This window comes from Methylobacterium sp. Leaf399, from assembly GCF_001424525.1.
Classification (GTDB): Bacteria; Pseudomonadota; Alphaproteobacteria; order Rhizobiales; family Beijerinckiaceae; genus Methylobacterium.
In genome coordinates, this window is sequence record NZ_LMQK01000003.1 from 88460 (window position 1) to 111553 (window position 23094).

General features: G+C 72.1%; 10 protein-coding genes and 1 pseudogene. 6 read left to right on the top strand and 5 right to left on the bottom strand.

From position 1 onward, the window contains the following. Positions 1–21 precede the first annotated feature (21 nt). The 3 genes from ASG40_RS05475 to otsB all read right to left on the bottom strand — a co-directional run bounded on the left by ASG40_RS05475 (position 22) and on the right by otsB (position 3985). Positions 22–2061, bottom strand: a complete 2040-nt coding sequence (locus ASG40_RS05475) for a putative bifunctional diguanylate cyclase/phosphodiesterase (RefSeq protein WP_055882036.1) — start codon at positions 2059–2061, stop codon at positions 22–24. Positions 2062–2174: 113 nt separating this feature from the next. Beyond that, positions 2175–3173, bottom strand: a complete 999-nt coding sequence (locus ASG40_RS05480) for a glucokinase (protein ID WP_055882108.1) — start codon at positions 3171–3173, stop codon at positions 2175–2177. A gap of 65 nt (positions 3174–3238) precedes the next feature. Then, positions 3239–3985: a trehalose-phosphatase gene (otsB, locus tag ASG40_RS05485; protein WP_055882040.1), complete on the bottom strand. Its 747-nt coding sequence runs from the start codon at positions 3983–3985 to the stop codon at positions 3239–3241. Between the two features lie 152 nt (positions 3986–4137). Between otsB and ASG40_RS05490 the strand changes: the two genes are divergently transcribed. Further along, the gene (locus ASG40_RS05490) at positions 4138–4632 is read left to right on the top strand and encodes a DUF427 domain-containing protein (RefSeq protein ID WP_055882044.1); all 495 of its coding nucleotides are present in this window, start codon (positions 4138–4140) and stop codon (positions 4630–4632) included. 52 nt (positions 4633–4684) lie between these two features. Continuing rightward, entirely contained in the window at positions 4685–5911 is a 1227-nt protein-coding gene (locus ASG40_RS05495) for a serine hydrolase domain-containing protein (RefSeq protein WP_055882048.1), read from the top strand. A gap of 112 nt (positions 5912–6023) precedes the next feature. On the opposite strand, the gene ASG40_RS05500 is transcribed toward ASG40_RS05495, so the two are convergent. Next, a complete protein-coding gene (locus ASG40_RS05500) occupies positions 6024–6668 on the bottom strand; it encodes a DUF2147 domain-containing protein (protein WP_055882051.1) in 645 nt (214 codons plus the stop codon). A 181-nt stretch (positions 6669–6849) separates the two neighbouring features. Further along, positions 6850–12807 (bottom strand): DUF3320 domain-containing protein, encoded by a 5958-nt coding sequence (locus ASG40_RS05505; protein WP_055882054.1) that lies wholly within the window; start codon positions 12805–12807, stop codon positions 6850–6852. Positions 12808–13215: 408 nt separating this feature from the next. Here ASG40_RS05505 and ASG40_RS05510 point away from each other — a divergent pair, with 408 nt between their 5' ends. The 4 genes and pseudogenes from ASG40_RS05510 to ASG40_RS22500 form a co-directional block, all read left to right on the top strand. Further along, positions 13216–16218: a PAS domain S-box protein gene (locus ASG40_RS05510; RefSeq protein WP_156387571.1), complete on the top strand. Its 3003-nt coding sequence runs from the start codon at positions 13216–13218 to the stop codon at positions 16216–16218. A gap of 110 nt (positions 16219–16328) precedes the next feature. Further along, positions 16329–18080, top strand: coding sequence for a sensor histidine kinase (locus ASG40_RS05515; protein WP_055882061.1), 1752 nt, complete (start codon positions 16329–16331; stop codon positions 18078–18080). 580 nt (positions 18081–18660) lie between these two features. Continuing rightward, on the top strand, positions 18661–22041 hold a 3381-nt coding region (locus ASG40_RS21025), incomplete at its 3' end, for a M10 family metallopeptidase (protein ID WP_210168788.1). Between the two features lies 1 nt (position 22042). Next, positions 22043–23094, top strand: a pseudogene (locus ASG40_RS22500) (calcium-binding protein); the annotation flags it as partial.

Below are 23094 nucleotides of genomic sequence, written 5' to 3' on the forward strand. Positions count from 1 at the left end.
CGGAAATGTATGAGGCCGGCCTCAGGCCGCCCGCGTCGCGCGGCCGCCAGACGCGAACAGGGCGTCGATCTCGGCGGCCGGCCGGGCCGCACTGAACAGGAAGCCCTGCATCTCGTCGCAGCCCTCCGCCTTGACGATGGCGAGCTGCTCCTCGGTCTCGATGCCTTCGGCCAGCGTGCGGATGCCGAGGCTGGCGCCGAGCCCGATGATCGCCTGGACGATGGCCAGCGCGTCGGCGTTGCGCGAGGCGTCGCGCACGAAGGACTGGTCGATCTTGATCTTGTCGAACGGGAACCGGCGCAGGTAGCTGATGCTCGAATAGCCCGTGCCGAAATCGTCCATCGAGATCTTGATGCCGGCCGCGCGCAGGCGGTGCAGGGTCGCGAGGTTGGCGCCGCTGTCGTCGAGGAGGACGCTCTCGGTGATCTCGAGTTCGAGCCGGTGCGGCGACAGGCCGGTCTCGGCGAGCACCGCCTTCACGACCCGGCAGAAGTCGCCCTGGCGCAGTTGCACCGCCGAGACGTTGACGGCGACGCTCGTCTCCTCCGGCCAGTTCGCCGCGTCGCGGCAGGCCTGGCGCAGCACCCATTCGCCCAGCGGCATGATCAGTCCCGTCTCCTCGACGATGGGGATGAAGACGCCCGGGCTGATCAGGCCCCGGGTGGGATGGCGCCAACGCACCAGTGCCTCCAGGCCGACGATGCCGCGGCTCGCGACGGAGAGGATCGGCTGGTGGTGCACCTCGAAGTGTCCGAGCGCGAACGCCGCCGCGATGTCCCGCTCCAGGGTCCGGCGCCGGCGCGCGGCCTCGTCCATCTCCGGAACGAACAGGCGCACCGTGCCGGCCCCCTCGGCCTTGGCATGGTCGAGGGCGAGGTCGGCGCTCTTGATGACGAGCCCGATGTTCGGCTCCTGCCCGTCCCACAGGGCGATGCCGAGGCTCACCCCCACGCTGACCGTCTGCCCGGCGATGGCGGCCGGGGCCTGCACGCCCGCGACGAGGTCTTCGCCCATGGCGAAGGCCTCGGCCTCGTCGCCGACGGTCCCGACGACCATGAACTCGTCGCCCGTGACCCTGGCCACGGTGTCGACCCCCGGGGACAGCGCGCGCAACCGATCGGCGACCTCGCACAGGAGCAGGTCGCCGATCGGGATCCCGAGGCCTTCGTTGACGAACTTGAACCGGCGCAGGCTCAGGGCGAACACCGCCAGCCTGCGCTCCCGGCCCCGGACCGTGTCGGCCAGGCTGTAGGCGGTCTCCTGGATGGCCGAGCGATTGGCGAGGTCGGTCAGGGCGTCGTGCCGGGCCAGGTGGGCGATGCGCGCCTCGCTCTCCTGGCGGTGCGTCACGTCCTCGAAGGTCGCCACCCAGCCGCCGCCGGCCATCGGCCGGTGCGAGACGGCGACGATGCGGCCGTCGGCCAGGGTGCGATGGACGTCGTGGCCGCCCCCGGCCTGGACCGCGGCCTGCACGCTGGCCTGGAGCCCGTCGATGGTGGTGTCGGGGTGGTAGCAGTTGCGCGAGAACAAGAGCGCGATGATCTCCCGCTGCGTCATGCCCAGGCGCAGGTCGCCGGGCCGCAGGCCGAAGATCTCGCAATAGCGTCCGTTGAACACGACCAGGCGCTGCTCGCGGTCGAACATGCACAGGCCCTGGCTCATGTTCTCCAGGGCGGCGTCGAAGCGCCGGTTCTGTTCGATCAGCCCGGCGTGGGCCTCCAGCGGGTCGGCGGCCGCCTCATCGCAGGCCGTGCCGACGCCGCGATGGCCGAGCCGGCGCCCGTCCGTATCGAGGCGCGGTTCGCAGGCGATCCTGACCCGGCGCAGCCGCCCGTCGGGATGCGCGTAGGGATAGGTGAGAGTCCTGATCCGTCCGTCGGCTGCCCAGGCGGGGGCCTCGGTGGCCAGCGAGGCGTGCGTCCGCCCCAGCAGCGCCGCCGCCGTCAGGCCGAAGGCGGCCTCGGCCTCGGGCGAGACGTAGGTCAGGCGGCCGTCCGCATCGGTTTCCCAGAACCAGTCGGCCGCCACCCGGGCTCTTTCCATCGACACGTTGGTGAACATCGCCCATCCCGAAGGTTGCGCGGAGCTTCGACGCAACCTCCTTAAGAAGTGCTACCGGCGCCTGCCCCGGGCGGCGTTTTGCGGCGAAAGTCCAGACGGTTCGCGGTGCCCGTTCACCCCCGCCGCCAGACCTGGCCGTGGTAGACGAACACCTCCGGCCGGCTCGCCAGGGCGGCGAGACCCGTCAGGGCGGGGTCTTGGACGGCGATGACGCTGGTGGGGATGGCCCGCATCTGCGCCACGTAGGGGCTCTTGGCCTCGAAGGCGTCGCGAAAGCCGCCCTGCCGCAGCACGGCGACGATCCGTGGGGCGATGCCGCCGCCGATATAGACGCCGCCGGTGGCCAGGAAGGTCAGGGCGAGGTCGCCGCAGACCCGGCCGAGCAGCTTGGCGAAGAGACGCAGCGCCGCCGCGGAATCCGGGTCCGCCCCCGTCAGGCCCCGCTCGGTGATCAGGGCGGGGTCGCCGGGCGGGCCCGCCTGCCCCGTCCGTACCTGACGCAGTGCCCGGTCCAGGCGCACGAGGCCCGGGCCCGACAGCAGGGTCTCGACGGTGACGCGCCCGCCGACCCGCTCCAGCGCCGGCCAGATCGCCATCTCCTCGTCGTCGGCGGGGCCGAGCTCGGTATGGCCGGCCTCCGTCGAGACGATGGCGAGGCGGTCCGCATAGGGGATCAGTGCGGCCGCCCCGAAGCCCGTCCCCGGGCCGAGCACCAGGCGGGCGCCCGAATCCGACAGGCCGTGCGGCCCGATGACCGTGAGCGCGTCCGGGGGAATGCTCGCGGCCCCGGCGGCCACCGGCACGTAGTCGTTGACCACCACCGCCCGCGACAGGCCGAAATCGGCCCCGATCCGGGCGCCGGCGATGACCCAGGCGGCATTGGTGAGGCGCACCTCCGGCCCGTCGACCCGGGCGGCCACCGCCAGGATGGCCGAGCGCGGCGGCGCGCCGTCGTGGCGGCCGAGGGCGGCGCGGATGGCGGCGCTGGGGTCCGGGAAGGCGGCTGTCTCGAGATGGGCGAGGAGGCGCGGCGGCGCCCCCGCCTCGGGCACCACCCCGAACCGCGCATTGGTGCCGCCGATGTCGCCGACGAGGACCGGGAACTCGAACATGGGCGTGTCTTCCATAGGACCGTCTTCCATGGACATGTCTCTGGTTTCGCGGAGCGGATCGGGCCTCAGGCCGGCGGCAGGGCGTCCGGGTCGATCGGCGCCCCGTCCGCCCAGGCGTAGAGCAAGGCCCGCACCGCCGCCGGGTCGGCGAGCCGGCGGGTGGCGATGGTCTCGGCCGGGCCGATGCGCACGCTGACGCCGCCGTCGGCGTTGACGGTGGCGAAGGCGCGCTCGTCGGTGAGGTCGTCGCCGAGGAAGATCGCCCGGCGCCCGGCGTAGGGGACATGGGCCGACAGGCCCCTGATCGCCGCCCCCTTGGTGGCCGAGGCCGGCACGATCTCGCCCACCGCCTTGCCGAGCTGCAGCCTGTAGGCCTCGCCGAGGGCGGCGGCCGCCGCCTCGACGACCCCGCGCGCGCGTTCGGCGTCGGCGGGGCTCGCCAGGCGCCAGTGCACCGCCACCGAGGCGCCCTTGTCCTCGATCAGGACCGCCGGCAGCGGGTCGAGGGCCGCGTGAAGGTCGTCGATCCGGGCGCGCAGGGCCGGATGGTCCTCCCGCCGGCCGCCGCCGACCTCGCCGCGAAAGCGCGTCTCGACCCCGTGGAGCCCGGCGACGTCGAAGCGCTCGGGCGCCAGGAACCCGTCGATCACCCCGATCGACCGGCCGGTGACGATGGCGAGCGCCCCCCCGAGCCGCTCGCGCAGCCGCGCCAGGGCGGCGGGCAGGGGCGGATCGACCCGGACCTGATCGGGCGTGGGTGCGATCTCCACGAGGGTGCCGTCGAAGTCGAGGAAGAGGGCGGGCTCGGTCACGGGGGGCGGCCTCCGGTCTGTCGCGGCCCTGCGCTACCATGGCGGGGAGTGCCGGCAAACGCTTTTGCGGGCGCCGGCGCGCGCTATCTCCCCTCCCCGGACGCCCTGCGTCCGGCCCCGGATTCCCCATCTCGCGCCACGAGGACGACCCCATGCACCCGAGCCCCGATCCCGCCGGCCCCGGCGAGGAGAGCGTCTGGGACTATCCCCGCCCGCCGCGCCTGGAGCCGGTGCGCCAGCGCCTGCGCGTGGTCTTCGCCGGCCTGACCGTGGCCGACACCCGCGAGGGGTTCCGCGTCCTCGAGACGAGCCACCCGCCGACCTATTACTGTCCGCCCTCCGCCCTGGCGCCCGGCCTCCTCGGGCCGCCGCGGCGGGCCGGGATCTGCGAATGGAAGGGCCGCGCGGTGCTGTTCGATCTCACCGCCGGCGGGCGCGTCGCGCAAGGGGCGGCCTGGGCCTATCCCGACCCGACGCCCGGCTTCCGGCCGATCGCGAACTACGTCGCGGTCTATGCCGGCGCGATGGACGCCTGCTACGTCGACGACGAACGGGTGGTGCCCCAGCCCGGCGGGTTCTATGGCGGCTGGATCACGCGCGCGATCCGCGGGCCGTTCAAGGGCGGGCCGGGAACGATGGGGTGGTGAGGCCGCGTTCCCGGCCCTCTCCACGCGGCAGGCAGGGCGACGGGGCGATGGGATGCAGGACGTGAGCGTGACCGACCCGACCGCGGTCGGCCTGTGCCCCGAGCGCCTGGAGCGGATCGACGGCTGGATGCGCCGCCTCGTCGACGACGGGCGCCTCGCCGGCCTCTCGGTGAGCGTGGCCCGGCGCGGGCGCACTGCCTTCTTCCGCGCCCACGGCAAGGCCGACCTGGCGCGGGACAAGCCGTTCGATGCCGACACCATCGTGCGCATCTACTCGATGACCAAGCCGCTGACCTCGGTGGCGGTGATGATGCTCTACGAGGAGGGCCGGTTCCAGCTCGACGATCCCGTCACCCGCTTCCTGCCGGAGTTTTCCGACATGCGGGTGCTCACCGGCGGCAGCCGCGCGAAATGGGACACCGAGCCCGCCGCCCGCCCGATCACCATCCGCGACCTCCTCACCCACACCTCGGGCCTGACCTACGGCTTCATGGAGGCGACGCTGGTGGACGCCCTCTACCGCCAGAACGGGGTCGATTTCGGCGAGAACCAGGAGGCGAGCCTGGCCGAGGTGGTGCGCCGGGCGGCGAGCCAGCCGCTGCTGGCCCAGCCCGGTGCGGAATGGAACTACTCGGTGGCCACCGACGTGCTCGGCCACCTCGTCGCGGTGATCGCGGGGCGGGAGTTCGGCGACGTTCTGCGCGAGCGGGTGATCGCCCCCCTCGGGATGGTCGATACCGATTTCCACGTGCCCGCGGGCAAGCTGGCGCGGTTCGCGTCCAACTACAGCCTGTTCCGCGACCGCAAGCTGAAGCTCTACGACGACAGCGTCGAGAGCCGGTTCACGAGACCGCCCGCCCTCGCCTCGGGGGGCGGCGGCCTCGTCTCGACGGCGGCGGACTACATGCGGTTCTGCCGGTTCCTGCTGCGCGGCGGCGAACTCGACGGGGTCCGGCTCCTGGGCCGCAAGACCGTGGAGCTCATGCTGAGCAACCACTTGGACGGCGATCTTGCCGCGATGGGTCAGCCGCGGTTCTCCGAATCGTCCTACACCGGCATCGGTTTCGGGCTCGGGTTCTCGGTGATGCTCGATCCGGCCCGCGCCCAGATCGTCGGCACCCCCGGCGAGGTGGCCTGGGGCGGGCTCGCCAGCACCGCCTTCTGGGTCGATCCGCGGGAGGACCTCGCGGTGGTCCTCCTCGCCCAGCTCATCCCGTCCTCGGCCCTGCCGATCAGACGGGAGTTGCGGGTGCTGACCTACGCCGCCCTGGTGGACTGATCCGGGTTCCGGTTGAGTCGAGCGGGAACCGGATCACGAAGCCCGCGGGGTGCCTGAGCGAAGCCCATGTCCGGATCACGACGTGATCGACCGGACATGGGACGAGATCCGATCACTCCGCCGGCGCGGCGGCCGGCTTGGGTGCAGGCTTGGGCGCCGGCTTGGCGGTGCCGGTGGTGACGCCCGGCGCCGAGGCCGTCGCCGGGCCGGCCTTGGGCGTCCACTCGGCATCGGCCCGCGGGCCGCCCGGGCCGTTGGTGGGTCCGGTGAGCTGGCCCGGAAGCACGTCGTTCACCCGCATCCAGGTCTCCGAGCCGCACAGGATCGCCAGCATGCAGCCGCGGATCGACAGCTCGTTGCGCTCCTCGGTCCAGATGGTGACGTCGTAGGACTTGCCCTCTTCGGAATTGTAGATCTTGCCCTCGAAGCGGGAATCCGCGTTGGGCTTCAAGCCCATGATGAGCTGGTGGCCGAGCGAGGGCCGCGCCTGCTTCTTCGGGTCCGGGTTCTTGAAGTCGACCCGCGGCTGGCCCTTGTCGTTGAGGGGCACCTTCAGCCACACCACGTAGCCGCAGATGTTCTTTTCCTGCGGGCCGCACTTCTCGACGCGGATGCGGGCGCGCCCGTCCTTGGTGAGCCAGGTTCCGCTCGGATCGGCCGGAACGGCCAGGGCGGCTCCCGGCAGCATCGCCAGGGCCAGGGCCGCGAGGGGCCCGGTGGACCGGACGGCCCGGTCGATCGTCGATCGCTTCGTCATACGCTCAATCCTCACGCGCCCGACGCGCGTTCATGCACGGCCTCGGGGGCTCGGCTCGCCGATGTCGCGCCAACCCCGAGGACACCTGCCCGTACAATCACGTCGCCTTCCGACGCGAAGGTGACCGGATCATGGCCGGGAGAGGGAGATTCGGCGCGACTGCGGCGCGCCACGGCGCCCGTCAGGTGCCGCGGCCTGGGTTCCCGGTCTCCGGGGACGACGCGAGCTGCCCGGCGAGCGCGCAGGCACGGGAGAACCGCTCCCGTGTCGACGCCTCGACCCGCGACAGGCCGATCGCCTGGGCCATCAGGCGGATGCGGTCGGCCTCCGGGACTCCGGCCGGGAGCGTGCCCGCCAGCCCGACCAGTTCCGGCATCGGCGTGTCGCCATGGCTGCGCTGGCCAGCCGGCGACGGTCTGTAGGGGTGGCTCGCGCGCGGCTCCGCGTGCGGGGGCCACAGTACGGGGCGGCCGTCGTCCTCGGTGCGGGCGATGGAGGGGGCGATCCGGTCGAGGACGGCCTCGCGGATGAGGGGGCCGACGCGCTGCAGGTCGTGCGCCCGCGCCACGCGCCGCAGGAGGACGTCCTCGTAGATCGGTCCCTCGACGCGCGCCACGTGCTCGACGATCGCGGCCAGGACGGCGCGGTAGGACGCCTCGTAGAACCGCGCCGGCGCGATCGGCAGGCCGAGGCCGGCCGGATCGGCCAGGCGGTAGGTCGGCTTTGGCGTCGGGCCCGGCGCCCCGTCCCGGTCGGCGTAGAGGCGGTGGGCGACGGGGTCCTCCACGGATCGGGGATCGTCGGCGGGGACATCCGGACCCGCCTCCGACTCCGGCAAGGGGAGGACCGCGTCGGCGTCGGCCAGGCCCGCCTCCTCCTGCGCGGGCGGGGCGACCTGAGCCGAGGCGGCGGCCTGGGCCCGGTCGGCCTCCAGGTCCTCGCGCAGGCGCCGGTCGAGCTTGGACAGCGCGCCTGCCGCATCCGTCCACCATTCGGTGCTCCAGACCCGGCGGATGCGCCAGCCGAGGTCGGTCAGCACATGCTCGCGCAGGCGGTCGCGGTCCCGCGCGGTGGCCGAGCCGTGATAGGTCGCGCCGTCGCATTCGACGCCGGCGAGGTAGCGGCCCGGTGCGTCGGGATGGACGATGCCGAGGTCGATCCGGAAGCCCGACACGCCGATCTGGGTGTGCACGGTCCAGCCCCTCGCCTGGAGGGCGGCCATGACGGCGGCCTCGAAGGGCGATTCGACGTCGCCCCCCGTGGGCGCGAAGGCCTCAGCGAGCGCCCGCACGCCGCGGTCGGCGAACTCGAGGAAGTGCTTGAAGTCGCGCACGCCCCGCGCCCGCGTGCGGCCGAGGTCGATCTGCTCGGGCCGCAGCGAGGCGAACACCACGAGTTCGCGCCGGGCGCGGGTGATGGCGACGTTCAGGCGCCGGTGCCCTCCGTCCTTGTTGAGCGAGGACACGGTGCTCACCGGCCGCCCGGCCTGGTCCGGCCCCACCGCCACCGAGAACAGGATGGCGTCGCGCTCGTCGCCCTGCACGTTCTCGAGGTTCTTGACGAAGACCGGCTCGTGCCAGCGGTCACGGTCGAAATACGGCTCCAGCTCCGGGTCGGCGCGGCGCCGCTCGTCGAGCAGGTTCTCGATCAGCCGCTGCTGCTCGCCGTTGAAGGTGACGATGCCGAGCGAGCGCCGCTGCCCCGCGAAGTCGGGCTCGCGCAGGCGCCGCACGACCTCGGCGACGACGGCGCGGGCTTCCGGCCGGTTCACGCGGCCGGCGCCGCGCTCGTAGACGCCGTCGGGCACATGCGTCAGGCGCACCGCCCGGTCGTCGGTCACCGGCGAGGGGAAGGTGACGAGGCGCCCGCCGTAGTAGCGGGCGTTCGAGAAGGCGATCAGGCTCTCGTGGCGGCTGCGGTAGTGCCAGTCGAGGGTGCGCCGCGGGATGTTGGCCGCCAGGCATTCGTCGAGGATCGATTCCTGGTCGGTGACGTCGCTGCCGTCCTCGATGTCGTCGACGCCGCGGTCGCCGACGCTGGTGGGCGGCAACTGCTCGGGGTCGCCGACGATGACGACCTGCCGGCCCCGCGCGATGGCGCCCACGGCGTCCCAGGGCGAGATCTGCGAAGCCTCGTCGAAGATGACGATATCGAAGGGCTCCTTGTCGGGCGGCAGGTACTGCGCGATCGAGAGCGGGCTCATCATCACGCAGGGCGTGAGCCTCGTGAGCGCACCCGGCATCCTCCCGAACAGCTTGCGCAGGGGCATGTGCGCGGTCTTCTTCGTCAGTTCGTGCGAGAGCGTGCCCCATTCGGGGTCGGTCCCGAAGGCGGTCGGCCCCGGAATGCCGCCGCCCAGACGCGAGCGGACGACCTGCTTGGCGAGTTCGCCGAGGCGCGCGTCGGCCGCCCGGAAGCGGGCGATGGCGTCCTCGTGGCGCTCGGGCAGGAAGCTGCGCAGGATGGGGTCGTCGCTGACGACGCGGTCGGTCCACCAGCGGGCATAGGCGGTCTCGAACGCCGCCTCGGCCCGGTCGGGGGCGACGCGGCCTTCCTCGAGCGCCTCGACCAGGGGTGCGAGGCCGATCCGGCGGGCGTTCTGCGCGGCGGCCTGCCAGGCGCACCAGCCCTGGGCCCGCCCCAGCCCGGAGGCCCAGCGTCGGGCCAGGGCGATGCTGGCGTCGATCCAGCCGGTCTCCGCCGCCAGGGGCGCCTCGGGGTCGGCGCGCCCTGCCAACCGGTTGAGCGCCCGCGTCGCCTCGCCCGCCCGCGCGCGGTCCTGCCCGAAGGCGACATAGGCCTGCGCGATGGGGCCCCCGTCGGCCAGGGCCCTGGCCCGATGCTCGGCGAGCTGCGCGAGGTGGCCGCGCAGGCCCTCGGCGCCGAGGGACAGCGGCCCGAGGATGTCGAGAAGCTGTTCGACCCTGTCGGCCCAGGCCATCGCCGCCCGGAACTCGGCCGCGGGCAACTCCGCGTCGCTCCACGGCGCCCCGAGCCGGGCGAGAACCGCGTCCTGCGCGCAGCCGGCCCGGACGTGCCGCGCGAGGGCGATCAGGCCGGTGAGGTCGGGCCCGAGGTCGTCGGGCAAGGCGCCCTCCGCATAGGGCTGCACCTGCAGGACCACCCGCCTCAGCCGGCCGCCCCGGACCAGGAAGTTCGCCCCCTGAGCCGCGATCCACTCGGCGAGCAGGCCCGGCAGGTCCGTGTCGAGGATGCCGGGGCGGTAGCGTCCGGCGAGCCGGCCGCGCAACTCGGCCCGGGTGTCCTGGAAGCGCTCGCGCGCGGCGACGGCCCGGCGCAGGTCGCCCGTGCCGTCGGCCAGGAAGGCGGCGCCGCAGCGCGCCTCCGGCCGGGTCAGGACATTGCCCAGCACCACGAGGCCGCGGGTGCCGGCATGGGTCGACAGGAGGGAGGGAAGGCCGATCGCCTCGGCAAAGGCCCGCCCGCTCGTCGAGAGCGCCGCCAGCGCCTCCTCGACGGCCCTGATCGCGCCGGCCATGCCGTCGCGCCAGACCGGCGACCATTGCGTGGCCTCGACCCCCTGCAGCGGATGGTCGACGAGGGAGCCGACGGAGGCCAGGACGGGGCGTTGGTCGCGGCAGCCCGCGCGCAGGTCCGCCAGCGTCGCGCCGTCGTGCGCGCGATGGTCGTCCCAGGCGAGCGCCAGCCCCCCGTCGTCCGGACCCGCCGCGATCACCCGCCCGAACCCCTCGTAGGCCGAGAGCCCGTTCTCCCGCCGCCGGTGCAGGGCGGACACGAGGCCGTTCAGCTCTTCCCGCAGGCGCGCGAGGTCGCCCGCGGCGGTGTTCCACGCACCCTGCGAGGGCGTCGCGCGCTCGTGCCAGGCCCGGCGCAACTGGCCGAGCACCGCCGATTTCTGCGCCTTGGTGGAATGGACCTCCAGGCAGTAGTCGCCCAGCCCGATCTCCCGCAGGCGCCGCTGCACCACGTCGAGCGCCGCCGTCTTCTGCGAGACGAACAGCACCGTGCGCCCCTGCGCCAGGCACTGCGCGATCATGTTGCCGATGGTCTGGCTCTTGCCGGTGCCGGGCGGCCCGAACAGCACGAAGTCCCGGCCCTGGGCGGCGGCCAGGACCGCCGAGAGCTGCGAGGAATCCGCCGACAGCGGCGCGAACACGGTTTCGGGCGGGTGGTCCCGGTCGAGGCGGGTCGGATCGGGGAAGGGCGCGCCGTCGCCGTAGGCGTGCTTGGGCGTGTCGATGAGGTGGCGCACCACCGGGTTGCGCCGCAGGAGGTCGGCCCGGTCGACCAGGTCCTTCCACATCAGGTACTTGGTGAACGAGAAGGCCGCGAGCACCACCTCCGGCACCACCTCCCACCCGCGCAGCTCCTGCACGTGCCGGCGCACGCTGCGGATGATGGCGTCGACGTCGATGCCAGCGGCGTCCCGCGGCAGCTCGCCCTCGAGGTCCGGCATCCGCAGGCGAAAATCCTCGCGCAGCATCTCCAGCAGGGTCGGGTTGATCCGCACCTCGTCGTCGTGGAGCGCCAGCCGGAAGCCGGCGCGCACGCTGGAGCGCTTGAGCGAGACCGGCACCAGCAGCAGCGGCGCGCGGTAGACGGCCTCGCCCTCCTTGCGGGTCCACGACAGGAAACCGATCGCCAGGAACAGGATGTTGGCCCCGCCCTCCTCGAAGCCGTTGCGGGCCAGCCGGTAGAGGTCGAGCAGGCGCCGGTCGAGCTCGGCCTCGGTGGAGGTCGTGTGGATCTCGCGCCGTGCGAGGGCGGCGGCGATGTCGCTGCGCCGGCCGTCGTCGAGATGGCGGTGAGCGTCGAGGCCGGCGTCGCGCCCGTCGGCCCCGGCCGCCACGTCGGAGACGGGCCTGAGGCGGTACTCGTGCCCGGCCGCCAGGCCGTCCTCCAGGGCGCCGGGGGCGGCGCATTCGAGGACGACGGAGCCCTTGCCGGGCTTGAAGTTCAGGAGCTTGTTGCGCACGCTCAGGTCGAGCAGCTTGCGCTTCCAGCGCTCCATGCGCCCGACCGGGGTCTCCGGGGCCTCGTCGGCGGGGGCGCGCCCCTCCTCGTCGAAGGGCGGAGGGGCCGACAGGGCCTGGTGGAGCCTTGCCGCCGGTGCGGGATCGACGGGGGCGGCCCTGCCCTCGCCGAGGTCCATCGGGCGGATGCCGCGGCGGCGGCAGCGCCGGACGTCGATGGCGACCTCGAGGGCGGCGGGCGCCGTGTCCTCGACCTGGGCGGCGCCCCGATCGACCGCGGCCGTGAACGCCGCGGGCGGATGGCGGGTCAGGAGCGTCGTCTCGACGAGGATCAGGTCCTGCAGGTCGCGGCGCTTGCGCAGGAGCTGCATGTCGTCGATCGCGGCACCCGCGAAATCCTCGTCGCGCAGCCACACCCCGACGAAGGCGTGGCCGGCGGTCAGCACGAGCACCGGGTTGAGGCCCGCCTGCTCGAGGCAGGCGGCATAGAGCAGCGAAAGGTCGAGGCAGGTGCCGACCCGGCGCTCGATCACGTCGCCGGGCCCCCTCACCTTCTGCCCCGCCCGCTCGAAGCTCGCGGGCGGCAGCACGTAGGCGATGGCCCGGTCGGCGAGCGCCGCCCAGATCGCCTCGGCGAGTTCCCAGGCGCGGGCCTTGCGGCCGGCGGCGTAGCCGTTCAATCCGGTCTCGCGGCCGGCCTCGGCGAGCTTGGTCGCGGCATCGCGCAGGACCACGTCGACGGCCGGATCGTTCGGCCGGACGAAGGCGGCGAGCAGTTCGGGCGCGCTGGCGCCGCCGCCCCAGTGTGAGGGCGGCAGCAGGCGCAGCTCCGCCACGGTCCGGGCGCCCTCGGTGCCCGCCTCCACCAGCACCGCCGTCAGCTCCAGGCGGCTCGCCTCGGTGAAGTCGGCCAGCCGCGTCGCGTCGAGGCGCAGGTCCGGCGTCTCGATGTGATGGCTGGAGCCCGCCGGAACCCGGTCGATGCGCAGCGTCAGCGGCCGCACCACCGCCGGCCGGCTCTCGATCCGCACCTCGATGTCGACGAGATCCCGGTCGGAGGCGTTGGCGACCACGATCTCCCGGATCACCGGAACCGCGTTCTCGTGGTAGGCGAGGCTGACGTGCTCCGTCGCCGAACAGGCGATCCGGACGCCCTCCCCCGATTCGAACGGCCCGCCGCTCACGGTGCGATCCGAGGGCCGGCCTCCCCGCGCGGATCACCCACGAGGCCGGACGCGGTACCGGAGCCGACGTCCGGGGCCGGATCGACGGCGAGGGACATCGCCCCGATCGGCTGAAAACCGCCCCTCCCGCCCATGGTCGCATCCATCTTCAATGGTGCGACCTGTTTCGCCGGTTCGCGGGCGTTCTTCAAGGTTGTGCATGCCACAGCCACCGGATGCATGACACCTGACGGCAGAGCTCGGGCCGGTTGCATCCGGCAGACGCGCGCGGGTCCGGCGCCGGGTATCCACCCGCAGGACCGAATCATCCTGCGACGGGCCGTTCCCCTTGTGCCACAAGGCCGTCCAGGCCATCGATGCTGCGACCCGGCAATGGAACGATCGGCCGCCCGCGAGCGTGACGCCAGGATGAGCGCGACCCGAGACAAAGAGGCGGCACGGCTCCGGGCCCTGGACGGCTACCGCATGCTCGACACCCCGCGGGAGAGCGATTTCGACGAGATCGCGGAAGCGGCCGCCGAACTCTGCGACGTCCCCATCGGCGTGGTCAACCTGATCGGCGACGGACGCCAGTTCTTCAAGGCCGAGGTCGGCCTGGGCGTGCGCGAGACGCCGCTCGAACACGCCTTCTGCCGCCACGCGCTCCTGCAGGAGGACGTCCTCTACGTGCCGGATGCCTCGCGCGACCCGCGGTTCGCGGGCAACCCCCTGATCACCGGCGCCCCAGGCTTGCGATTCTACGCGGGCGCCCTGCTGAAGACCGCCGAGGGGCACTCCATCGGTACGGTCTGCGTCCTCGACACCACGCCCCGCGAACTGACCGACCGGCAACGCAAGGGCCTGCTTCGGCTCGCCCGTCAGGCCATGGCGCAGATGGAGCTGCGCCGCTCGTTGCGGGATCAGGCCGAGCAGCGCCTGCTTCACGAACGCATCCTCGACAGCGCGATCGACTACGCCATCGTCGCGACCGACCCCGAGGGGCGGGTCACACGCTGGAACACAGGGGCCGAGAACGTGCTCGGCTGGAGCGAGACCGAAATGCTCGGCCGCCCGGCCGCGACGTTCTTCACGCCGGAGGACCGCGCCGTCCGGCGGCCCGAGACCGAGATGGCGCTGGCGCTGGAGAACGGAAGCGCCCCGGACGAGCGCTGGCACCTGCGCAAGGACGGCAGCCGGTTCTGGGCGAGCGGCGAGATCATGCCGCTGCGGTCGGACGACGGCCGTGTCGTGGGCTTCCTGAAGATCCTTCGCGACCGGACCGACGAACGCGAGGCGGGCGCCGCCCTCGAGGCGAGCGAGATGCGCTACCGCTCGCTGGTCGAGGTCAGCCCGCAGGTCGTCTGGTTCGGCGATGCGCAGGGCAACATCACCTACTGCAACGCCTATTGGTACGATTACACCGGCCTGCCCGCGGGCGAGGTCGGCGAGGTCAGCTGGATGTCCGTCATCCACCCCGACCACCGCGACGCCACGCGGCGTGCCTGGCTCGCGGCGGCGGCGTCGGGACGACCCTACGAGGTCGAGTTTCCGCTGCTGGGTCGCGACGGGCAGTACCGGTGGTTCCTGTCCCGGGCCCGTCCGGCGCGGGAGGCGGACGGGACCATGCGCAGCTGGATCGGCACCTCGCTCGACATCCACGAGCGCAAGGTCGCCGAGGCGCGCTTCCAGACCCTGACGGAACTCGCGCCGACCGTCATCTGGTTCGGCGATCCCGATGGCGGCCTGAGCTACCTCAACGACCGCTGGTACGCCTACACCGGCCAGACGCCGGAGCGGGCGCTGCCCATGGGCTGGGGCGAGGCGGTCCATCCCGACGACCTGCCGGGCATGCTCCTGAGCTGGGAGGATGCCCGCGCACGCGGGGGGCTCTACGACACCGAGGCCCGCCTGCGACGGGCCGACGGGGCCTACCGGTGGTTCCTGATCCGCGCCGAGCCGATGCGGGACGGCAGCGGCGCCGTCGTCGGCTGGCTCGGCAGCAACAGCGACATCCACGACCGCCGGCAGGCCGAAGACGAGCTTCGCAAGGCCCGCGAGCAGCTGCGCCTCGCCGTCGAGGCGACCGGGACCGGCGTGTTCGACTACGACCTCGTCGCGAACGTGCTGAACTGGGATACCCGCACCCGCAGCTTCTTCGGCCTCGGGCCGGACGCAACCGTCGACCTCGACGTCTACCTGGCGCGCCTGCACCCGGACGATCGCGACCGGGCCGACGAGGCGGTGCGTGCCGCCCTCGATCCGGCCGGCGACGGCACCTACGACATCACCTATCGCACCGTGGCCCCGGAGGACGGGGTCGAGCGCTGGGTCTACGCCAAGGGGCAGACCCTGTTCGAGGACGGCCTGCCGCTACGCCTCATCGGCACGGCCCGCGACGTCACCGAGAGCCGGCGGGCCGAACGGACCTTGCGCGAGACCGAGGAGCGCTACCGCCTCGCGGCCCGTGCCACCAACGACGCCATCTGGGACTGGGACCTCGGCACCGACCACATTCTCTGGAACGAGGCGGTGCAGACGTTGTTTGGTTACGCTCCCGAGGCGGTCGGCCCGAGCGGCGCCTGGTGGAAGGGTCACATCCATCCGGAGGACGTGGAGCGGGTGAAGGAGGGCATCTACACCGTGATCGAGGGGGCCGGCTCCGGTTGGACGGAGGAGTACCGCTTCCGGCGCGCGGACGGGACCTACGCCGACATCTTCGACCGCGGCTACGTCCTCCGGGACGGGGCGGGCCGCGCCGTGCGGATGATCGGCGCGATGCTCGACATCTCCGAACGCAAGCGGGCCGAGGAGCACCAGCGCCTGCTCACCGGCGAGTTGCAGCACCGCGTGAAGAACACCCTCGCCCTCGTCCAGGCCATCGCCAGCCAGACCTTCCGCGACGCCACCGACATGGAGGCCTCGCGCGACGCCTTTTCCGCCCGCCTGATCTCGCTGGGACGCGCGCACGACATCCTCACGGCGTCGAGCTGGACGCAGGCCCCCATCGTCGACGTGGTCGACGGGGCGCTGGCGGTGCATCGCGGCGGCGCGGCGCATCGCATCCGCACCGGCGGCCCGAACGTCCACCTCGCCGCCAAGCCGGCCTTGTCCCTGGCGCTCGCCCTGCACGAACTCGCCACCAACGCGGCCAAGTACGGGGCGCTCTCGAACGACCTCGGCGGTGTCGACCTGCGCTGGCACATCGCGCACGAGGAGGAGACGCCGCGGTTCTGCCTGACCTGGTCCGAGCACGGCGGTCCGCCCATCCTCGCGCAGCCGACCCGTCGCGGTTTCGGCTCGCGCCTGATCGAACGCAGCTTCGCCGCGGAGGCCGGTGGCGCGGTCAGGCTCACCTACCTGCCCACCGGCCTGGTTTGCAGGCTGGAGGTGGCCCTCGCCTCCATGCAGGAGCAGCACGATGTGGCCGCCTGAGCGGGCCTCGGGACAGTGGTCGCCGGCTCCCGGTCCGGGCGCCGGGCCCGGTCGCGACGGCCCGGTCGCGATCCTCGCCGATGAAACCGTGACATAGGACCGGTTTCTCGATGTCGCTCACCAAACGGATCGTGGGGCTCGTGGCCCTGGCGCTCGTGCCGGCGTTGGCCATCCAGGGTTACAACGAGTACGCGCTGCGCACGGCGCGCGGCGAGGCCGTCCGCGGCGAGGCGATGCGCGTCGCCCGCAGCATCGCGGCCGACCTCGGCCAGTTCGGACGCGGCACCCGGCAGGTCCTCGACGTGCTGTCCGAGGTGCCGGAGATCCGGGGCATGGAGCCGGCCAGCTGCACGGCGTACCTGAAGACCCTGCTCGGCAAGGTGCCGGGCGTGTTCTTCTTCGGCGTCGCCGACGCCGACGGCGGCATCGTCTGCAATACCCTCGGTTCCGCCCGTGGTTCCTACGGGCTGGCCGATCGGGGCTACTTCCAGGATGCGATGCGCACGGGCGGCTTTGCCATCGGCGAGTTCGTGACCGGTCGCATCACCACCAAGCCGACACTGCAGTTCGCACAGGCCATTCCGGGGACGGGCGACCGCCCGGCGGGTGTCGTCCTGGCCAGCATCGACCTGACCCATCTCGCCGCGCATCAGGCCCGGGCCGGCTTCCCGCCGGATGCGACGCTGACCGTCGCCGACCGGAAGGGCTCCATCGTGATCCGATTGCCCGACCACGAGCAATGGGTCGGCAAGACCCTGCCGTCCGATCTCTGGTCGGCGCTCACGGCAAACCGCGGCAGGGTCATCGACCTGCCCGGCCTGCGCGGGACCATGCGCATCACCGGCATCGCGGCCGCGACGCCGGACGACCTCGATTCGGTGACGGTCGCCGTCGGGTTCTCGCCACAGGCGGCTTTCGCCGACATCGACGCGGCGACGCGGCGCGGCGTGATCCTGATCGGTCTCGGCGCTCTCCTGGCCGTGCTGGCCGCCCTGCTGGCGGGGCGTGCCTTCATCAAGGACCCCGTGCGCCGCCTGCTGGGGGCCGCGACGGCCTGGCGGACGGGGGATCTCGGCACGCGGACCGGCATCTCCGGTCCGACCGAGTTCGGCCAGCTCGGCGAAGCGTTCGACGCCATGGCGAGCGCCCTCCAGCGTCACGAGAGCGAACTGCGCTCCGAGATCTCCCGCAGCCACCTGCTGCAGGAGCGACAGAGGATGATGCTGCACGAACTCAACCATCGTGTCCGCAACACCCTGGCCACGGTGCAGTCCCTTGCCCGTCAATCGCGCCGGGGCGACCCGTCGGACGAACAGCTCGAGGGGCGCATCCTCGCCTTGTCCAAGACGCACGACCTGCTCTCGCGGGACGATTGGACCGGGGCTTCGCTCGGCACGGTCCTCGAGAACGAGTTGGCGCCGTTCCGGGTGGGGCAGGCCGACCGCTTCCGGCTGGACGGGGCCGACCTCGACCTGCCCCCGCGCTACGTCCTGGCGCTCGGCATGACGGTGCACGAGCTCACGACCAACGCGGCCAAGTACGGTGCGCTCTCCGTCCCCGGGGGCCGGGTGGACATCGCCTGGCGCGTCGTCGCCGGCGAGAGCGGCGCCAGCCGGCTGGCGATGGGGTGGCACGAGAGCGGCGGCCCCTCGGTCGTGGAGCCGCGACGGCGCGGTTACGGAACCCGCCTGATCACCGGTGCCATCACCCAGGAGCTCGGGGGGGCGGTCCGCCTGGCGTTCGAGCCGGAGGGTCTTCGCTGCACGCTCGACGTCCCCCTCGATGCGCTGGACCGCTTCACCTCGTTCAGGGAAGCCGAGACGGCCTCGCCCCGGCCGGCGGCGCATCACAACCCGCATTGACCGGCACCTCTGCATCCGATGGCGCAATCCGCCGGACAGGATGCGCCAAGGTTGGGCGGCCAGGGTTGGACGGTAACTGCGGACACGACCTCGTTCCGGGTCCGTATCGCGGCGTGCCGCACCGTCTTCCCACCCCGATCCGCGTGGTCGCCGCCCCGATCGAGAGGATCCGACCGTCCCCCGGCCCATGATGGCGCCCGACGTCGCGATCCTGCGCTGAGTCGCAACACGAGGCGAGGGGCGGACACCGGACCATCGAGCCGAATGCAGTGTCGAAGAGCGCCGGGCCGGACGGTTGCGCGTTGCGGATCGCCCGAGGCCGGGTTTTGCAACGGACGATGGCGGTACCATTGTCATCGCGCAACATTCGTGTGCCGGCATTGCTGCCGAGAACTGCGTTGCACAATTGTCATTTCTAAAAAAAGGATTATCGTTTTTACGGATTTCACTCAGCGGCTTGCCGCCCAATCCGCCGAACCGTTTCAAGACTTGAACGCCGCCCCGGCGATGCGCCGGTCGGGGCCTCCCGGCACGACGCGCTCCAGATCATCGGAAAACCGACATGTGCTACGTGTGTGCGTTGACCGAAGGAACCCCGTCCTACACGGCGTTCGATCACGACATCGACGGCGCGACGGGCGGTTCGGGCGCATCGAACTCGGCCTCGGTGAGCAAGAAGGCCGGCGACAGCGGCGACATCAACGGCCTGCTGTGGGGCTACAAATGGACCCCCACGACGCTGACCTACTCGTTCCCGACGAGTTCGGCGGAGTACATCAGCAACGGCTACGAGGCGGTCAACGGCTTCCAGGCGTTCAATACGGCCCAACAGACGGCGGTGACGCGGCTGCTGAACAACGTCGCGGCGGTCACCGGCCTCGGCTTCACCCTCACGACCGACACCAACGCCAACCTGCGCTTCGCGATGGTGGATACGCTCGACAGCGGGACGGGCGACGCCCTCCACGTTCCGGGCGGATCGAACAATTCGGCCGAGGCGACCCCGCCCGATCCGGACAGGTTTCCGGCCTACGCCTTCGGCGACACCTGGTTCAACAAGACGAGCTACAACGCGCCCACGCCCGGCAGCTTCGGCTACGCCGCCGGCATCGCGCACGAGATCGGGCATGCGCTCGGGCTCAAGCACGGCCACGCCGCCCAGACCACCCACGCAGAAGTCTTCCCCGAGCTGCCGACCGATCACGACAGCCAAGAATACTCGATCATGACCTACAACACCTGGCCGGAGGGGAGATCGAAGTACAACGACGCCGACTATCCGATCGGCCTGATGCAGGACGACATCGCCGCGCTCCAGTATCTCTACGGCGCCGATTTCACGACCAACGCAGGCGACTCGCGCTACACCTGGAGCCTCACCTCGGGCCGGATGTCGATCGACGGGGTGCCGATCGACGACGCCGATCCGGCCCGGAACATGATCTTCCAGACGATCTGGGACGGCGGCGGCACCGACACCTACGACTTCTCGAACTACGCGCAGGCCCTCGTCGTCGACCTGCGGCCCGGCGCCTGGACGACCCTCAGCGAGGCCGCCCGCAACACCCAGCGCGCCTACCTCGGGATCGCCGACGACGGAGCCCCCCTCAACTTCGCCCGCGGCAACATCGCCAATGCGCTCCTCTACGACGGCGATGTCCGATCCCTGATCGAGAATGCCGTCGGCGGCGCCGGTGCCGACGCGCTCACCGGCAACGCCGCCGACAACGTCCTCGAGGGCGGCGCCGGCGGCGATACCCTCGACGGCGGCGAAGGCGCGGACACCGCGAGCTACCGCTCCTCGGACGTCGGCGTCGACGTCGACCTGAGCCGCGCCACCCTGCTCCCGGGCGATGCGCAATACCGCGCGCCCACGGGCGGTCATGGGGCCGGCGACAGGCTGATCTCCATCGAGAACCTGATCGGCAGCGGCCTCGACGACCGGCTCGTGGGCTACGGCGCCCTGTCGGGCAGCGCGATCGACGCCGGCAAGGGCAACGACACCGTCTTCCTCGGTGCCGGGACCGACGTGGCGCGCGGCGGCCTCGGGAACGACACCATCACCGACTCGGGCGGCGACGACGTCCTCTACGGCGGCGACAGCAACCTCGTGGTCAACGGCGGCTTCGAGGTGGTCGCCGATCCGACCATGGATGCCAACGGCTACGGCTATTACGCTCCGCTCGACGGCTGGCAGCGCCTGGCCGGACCGGGGATCGAGCTCTTCACCGGCGGCGCGGCCGGGACGCCGTCCGAGGGACGCTACGGTGTCGACCTCGAGGGCAACCAGGCCAACACGAACGCCATGATCACCCAGACGATCGCGGGCGCCGAGGACGGCGCGCTCTATCGTCTCGCCTTCGACGCCCGCAAGATCGGCACGGCGGCGAACGCGCGCCTCGAGGTCTACTGGGGGGCGCAGAAGCTCAACTGGACCATCGGCGCAGCCACCACGGACTACATCGACCCGGGGACGGCCACCCTGGTCTACTACATCGACCTCACCGGCGGCGCCGGGACCGGGACCGACAAGAACCGGCTCACCTTCAAGGAGGTCGGCACCGGCGACGCCCACGGCACCCTGATCGACAACGTCCGCCTGTACCGGGTCGAGGCCGGCACGGCCAAGGCCTCCGACGACGATCCCTTCGCCGACGGCAACGACGTGCTCACGCCGGGGACCGGGGCCGACACCGTCTTCGGCCACGGCGGCGACGACACCGTCACCATCAGCGACCTCGACGGTAACGCGGACCATGTCGACGGGGGCTCGGGCACCGACCTCCTGATGATGAACTGGTCGGCCGCCACGAGCGCGATCACCTACGTCGGGCTCGGCACCAGCGATTCCACCGCCTTCGGCCAGGCCGAGCGGTATGTCCTCGGCTCCTTCGGGCAGACCCTGTATTTCAAGGAGATCGAACGCTTCCACCTCAGCGGCGGCACCGGCAACGATGCCCTGAACGGCGGCGGGCTGAACGACATCCTGATCGGCAACCGCGGCGACGACACCCTGAACGGCGGCGGCGGGGTCGACGACATCGACGGCGGCGAGGGCTTCGATCGCGCGCTGGTCGCCCTCTCGGGCAGCGGCAACAACACCGTCGTCCTCCAGCAGCTTCAGGGCGGGGGCACCCTCACCCTCTCGAACGGCACCAGGCTGACGTCGATCGAGGCGATCGACCTCCTGGCCGGCGACGGCAACGACCTGCTCGACGTGCGCGGAACGGTGGTCAACGCCGCGGGCGTGGCCTCCACCGATCCGGCGTTCGCGCGCACCGCGACGCATTTCGCGGGCAAGGGCGGCGACGACACCCTGATGGTCGACCTCGCGACCTCCTACGGCGCCTCTTTCGACGGCGGTGCCGGCACGGGCGATCTGCTGGTCATGGACTGGTCGCGGGCGTCCAGCGCCATTTTCCGGGACAGCGGCGACGGGGCCTACAAAAGCTATTCCCACACCGTCACCGTGGTGAACCACGGCTCGACCGAGTACTTCTATTCGGCCTCCTTCACCGGCGTGGAGCGCTTCGACCTCACCGGCGGCAGCGCCAACGATACGCTCATCGGCGGCGCCGGCAACGACCGGCTCAACGGCGGCACCGGCTCGGACACGCTGACCGCCGATGCCGGCCTCGACACGCTGGTCCTGGACTGGTCGTCGTACGCCAACGGCTACGGGGTCGGGGGCGGGATCACGGGCGGGACGCTGGSGGCGGGCTACGGCGGGGCTTTCAGCGTCTACAACTCGAACTACGCCGCCACCTTCACCGGCGTGGAGCGGTTCGACCTGGCGCTGACGRCGGTGGCGGACGCGGTCACCACCGGGGACGGCGACGACATCGTGCGCGGCAACGGCGGCGCCGACGACCTGTTCACCGGCAAGGGCGCCGACACCGTCGACGGCGGGGCCGGGATCGATACCTGGTCGGCCGACAAGTCCGGCATGACCGCGGCCCTCNGCCGACGACCTGTTCACCGGCAAGGGCGCCGACACCGTCGACGGCGGGGCCGGGATCGATACCTGGTCGGCCGACAAGTCCGGCATGACCGCGGCCCTCGTCCTCGACCTGAGGCTCGTCGGCCTGCAGGGCACCTACGTCGTCGACGGCAAGACGGCCACGGTGCGCGACATCGAGACCCTCGGCAACGGCAGCGCCGACCCCTTCAGGTCGGGGGCCGGCAACGACGTGATCACCACCCGTGCCAGCGACGACAACGACCAGATCGCCACCAACGGCGGCGCCGACACCGTCAGGATCGCGGGCGGCAACGACTGGATCGACCTGGGCGGCAACGYGGCGGGCACGGTCGACACGCTGATCCTGGACTGGTCGGCCTTCGACAACGGCTACGGCGTCGGCGGCGGCGTGGCCGTCGGCGGCTCGCTGGTGGCCGGCTACGGCGGCGCTTTCAGCGTCTACAACTCGAACTACGGCGCCACCTTCGCGGGCGTCGAGCGCTTCGACCTGACGCTGACGGCGCGGGGCGACGCCATCGTCACGGGCGACGGCAACGACACCGCCCGGGGCAACGCGGGCAACGACATCCTCGACACCGGCAAGGGCATCGACRTCGTCGACGGCGGTGCCGGGACGTCCGACCGGTGGCGGTCCGACAAGTCGGCGATGACGGCGGCACAGGCGATGGTGCTGGACCTGACCCGGGCGGGCACGCAGGCGAGCTACCTGGGCACCGGCACGGTGGCGGGCATCGAGGCCCTCGACCTGACCACCGGGGCGGCGGCGGACCGGATCACGACGCTGGCCTTCGATCTCAACGACACGCTCGCCACCGGCGACGGCAGCGATTGGGTGACGGTCGCGGGCGGCAACGACACCATCGGGATGGGGGCGGGCGTCGACACGCTGATCCTGGACTGGTCGGCCTTCGACAACGGCTACGGCGTCGGCGGCGGCGTGGCGAGCGGCGGTTCGCTCGCGGCGGGCTACGGCGGGGCTTTCAACATCTACAACTCCAACTACGGCGCCGCCTTCGCGGGCGTCGAGCACTT

Bases quoted from the DNA above. Each gene is read 5' to 3' on its own strand.
- ASG40_RS05475 (WP_055882036.1), bottom strand. From the start codon at position 2,061: ATGTTCACCAACGTGTCGATGGAAAGAGCCCGGGTGGCGGCCGACTGG.
- ASG40_RS05480 (WP_055882108.1), bottom strand. From the start codon at position 3,173: ATGTTCGAGTTCCCGGTCCTCGTCGGCGACATCGGCGGCACCAATGCG.
- ASG40_RS05490 (WP_055882044.1), top strand. From the start codon at position 4,138: ATGCACCCGAGCCCCGATCCCGCCGGCCCCGGCGAGGAGAGCGTCTGG.
- ASG40_RS05495 (WP_055882048.1), top strand. From the start codon at position 4,685: ATGCAGGACGTGAGCGTGACCGACCCGACCGCGGTCGGCCTGTGCCCC.
- ASG40_RS05500 (WP_055882051.1), bottom strand. From the start codon at position 6,668: ATGACGAAGCGATCGACGATCGACCGGGCCGTCCGGTCCACCGGGCCC.
- ASG40_RS05510 (WP_156387571.1), top strand. From the start codon at position 13,216: ATGAGCGCGACCCGAGACAAAGAGGCGGCACGGCTCCGGGCCCTGGAC.
- ASG40_RS05515 (WP_055882061.1), top strand. From the start codon at position 16,329: ATGTCGCTCACCAAACGGATCGTGGGGCTCGTGGCCCTGGCGCTCGTG.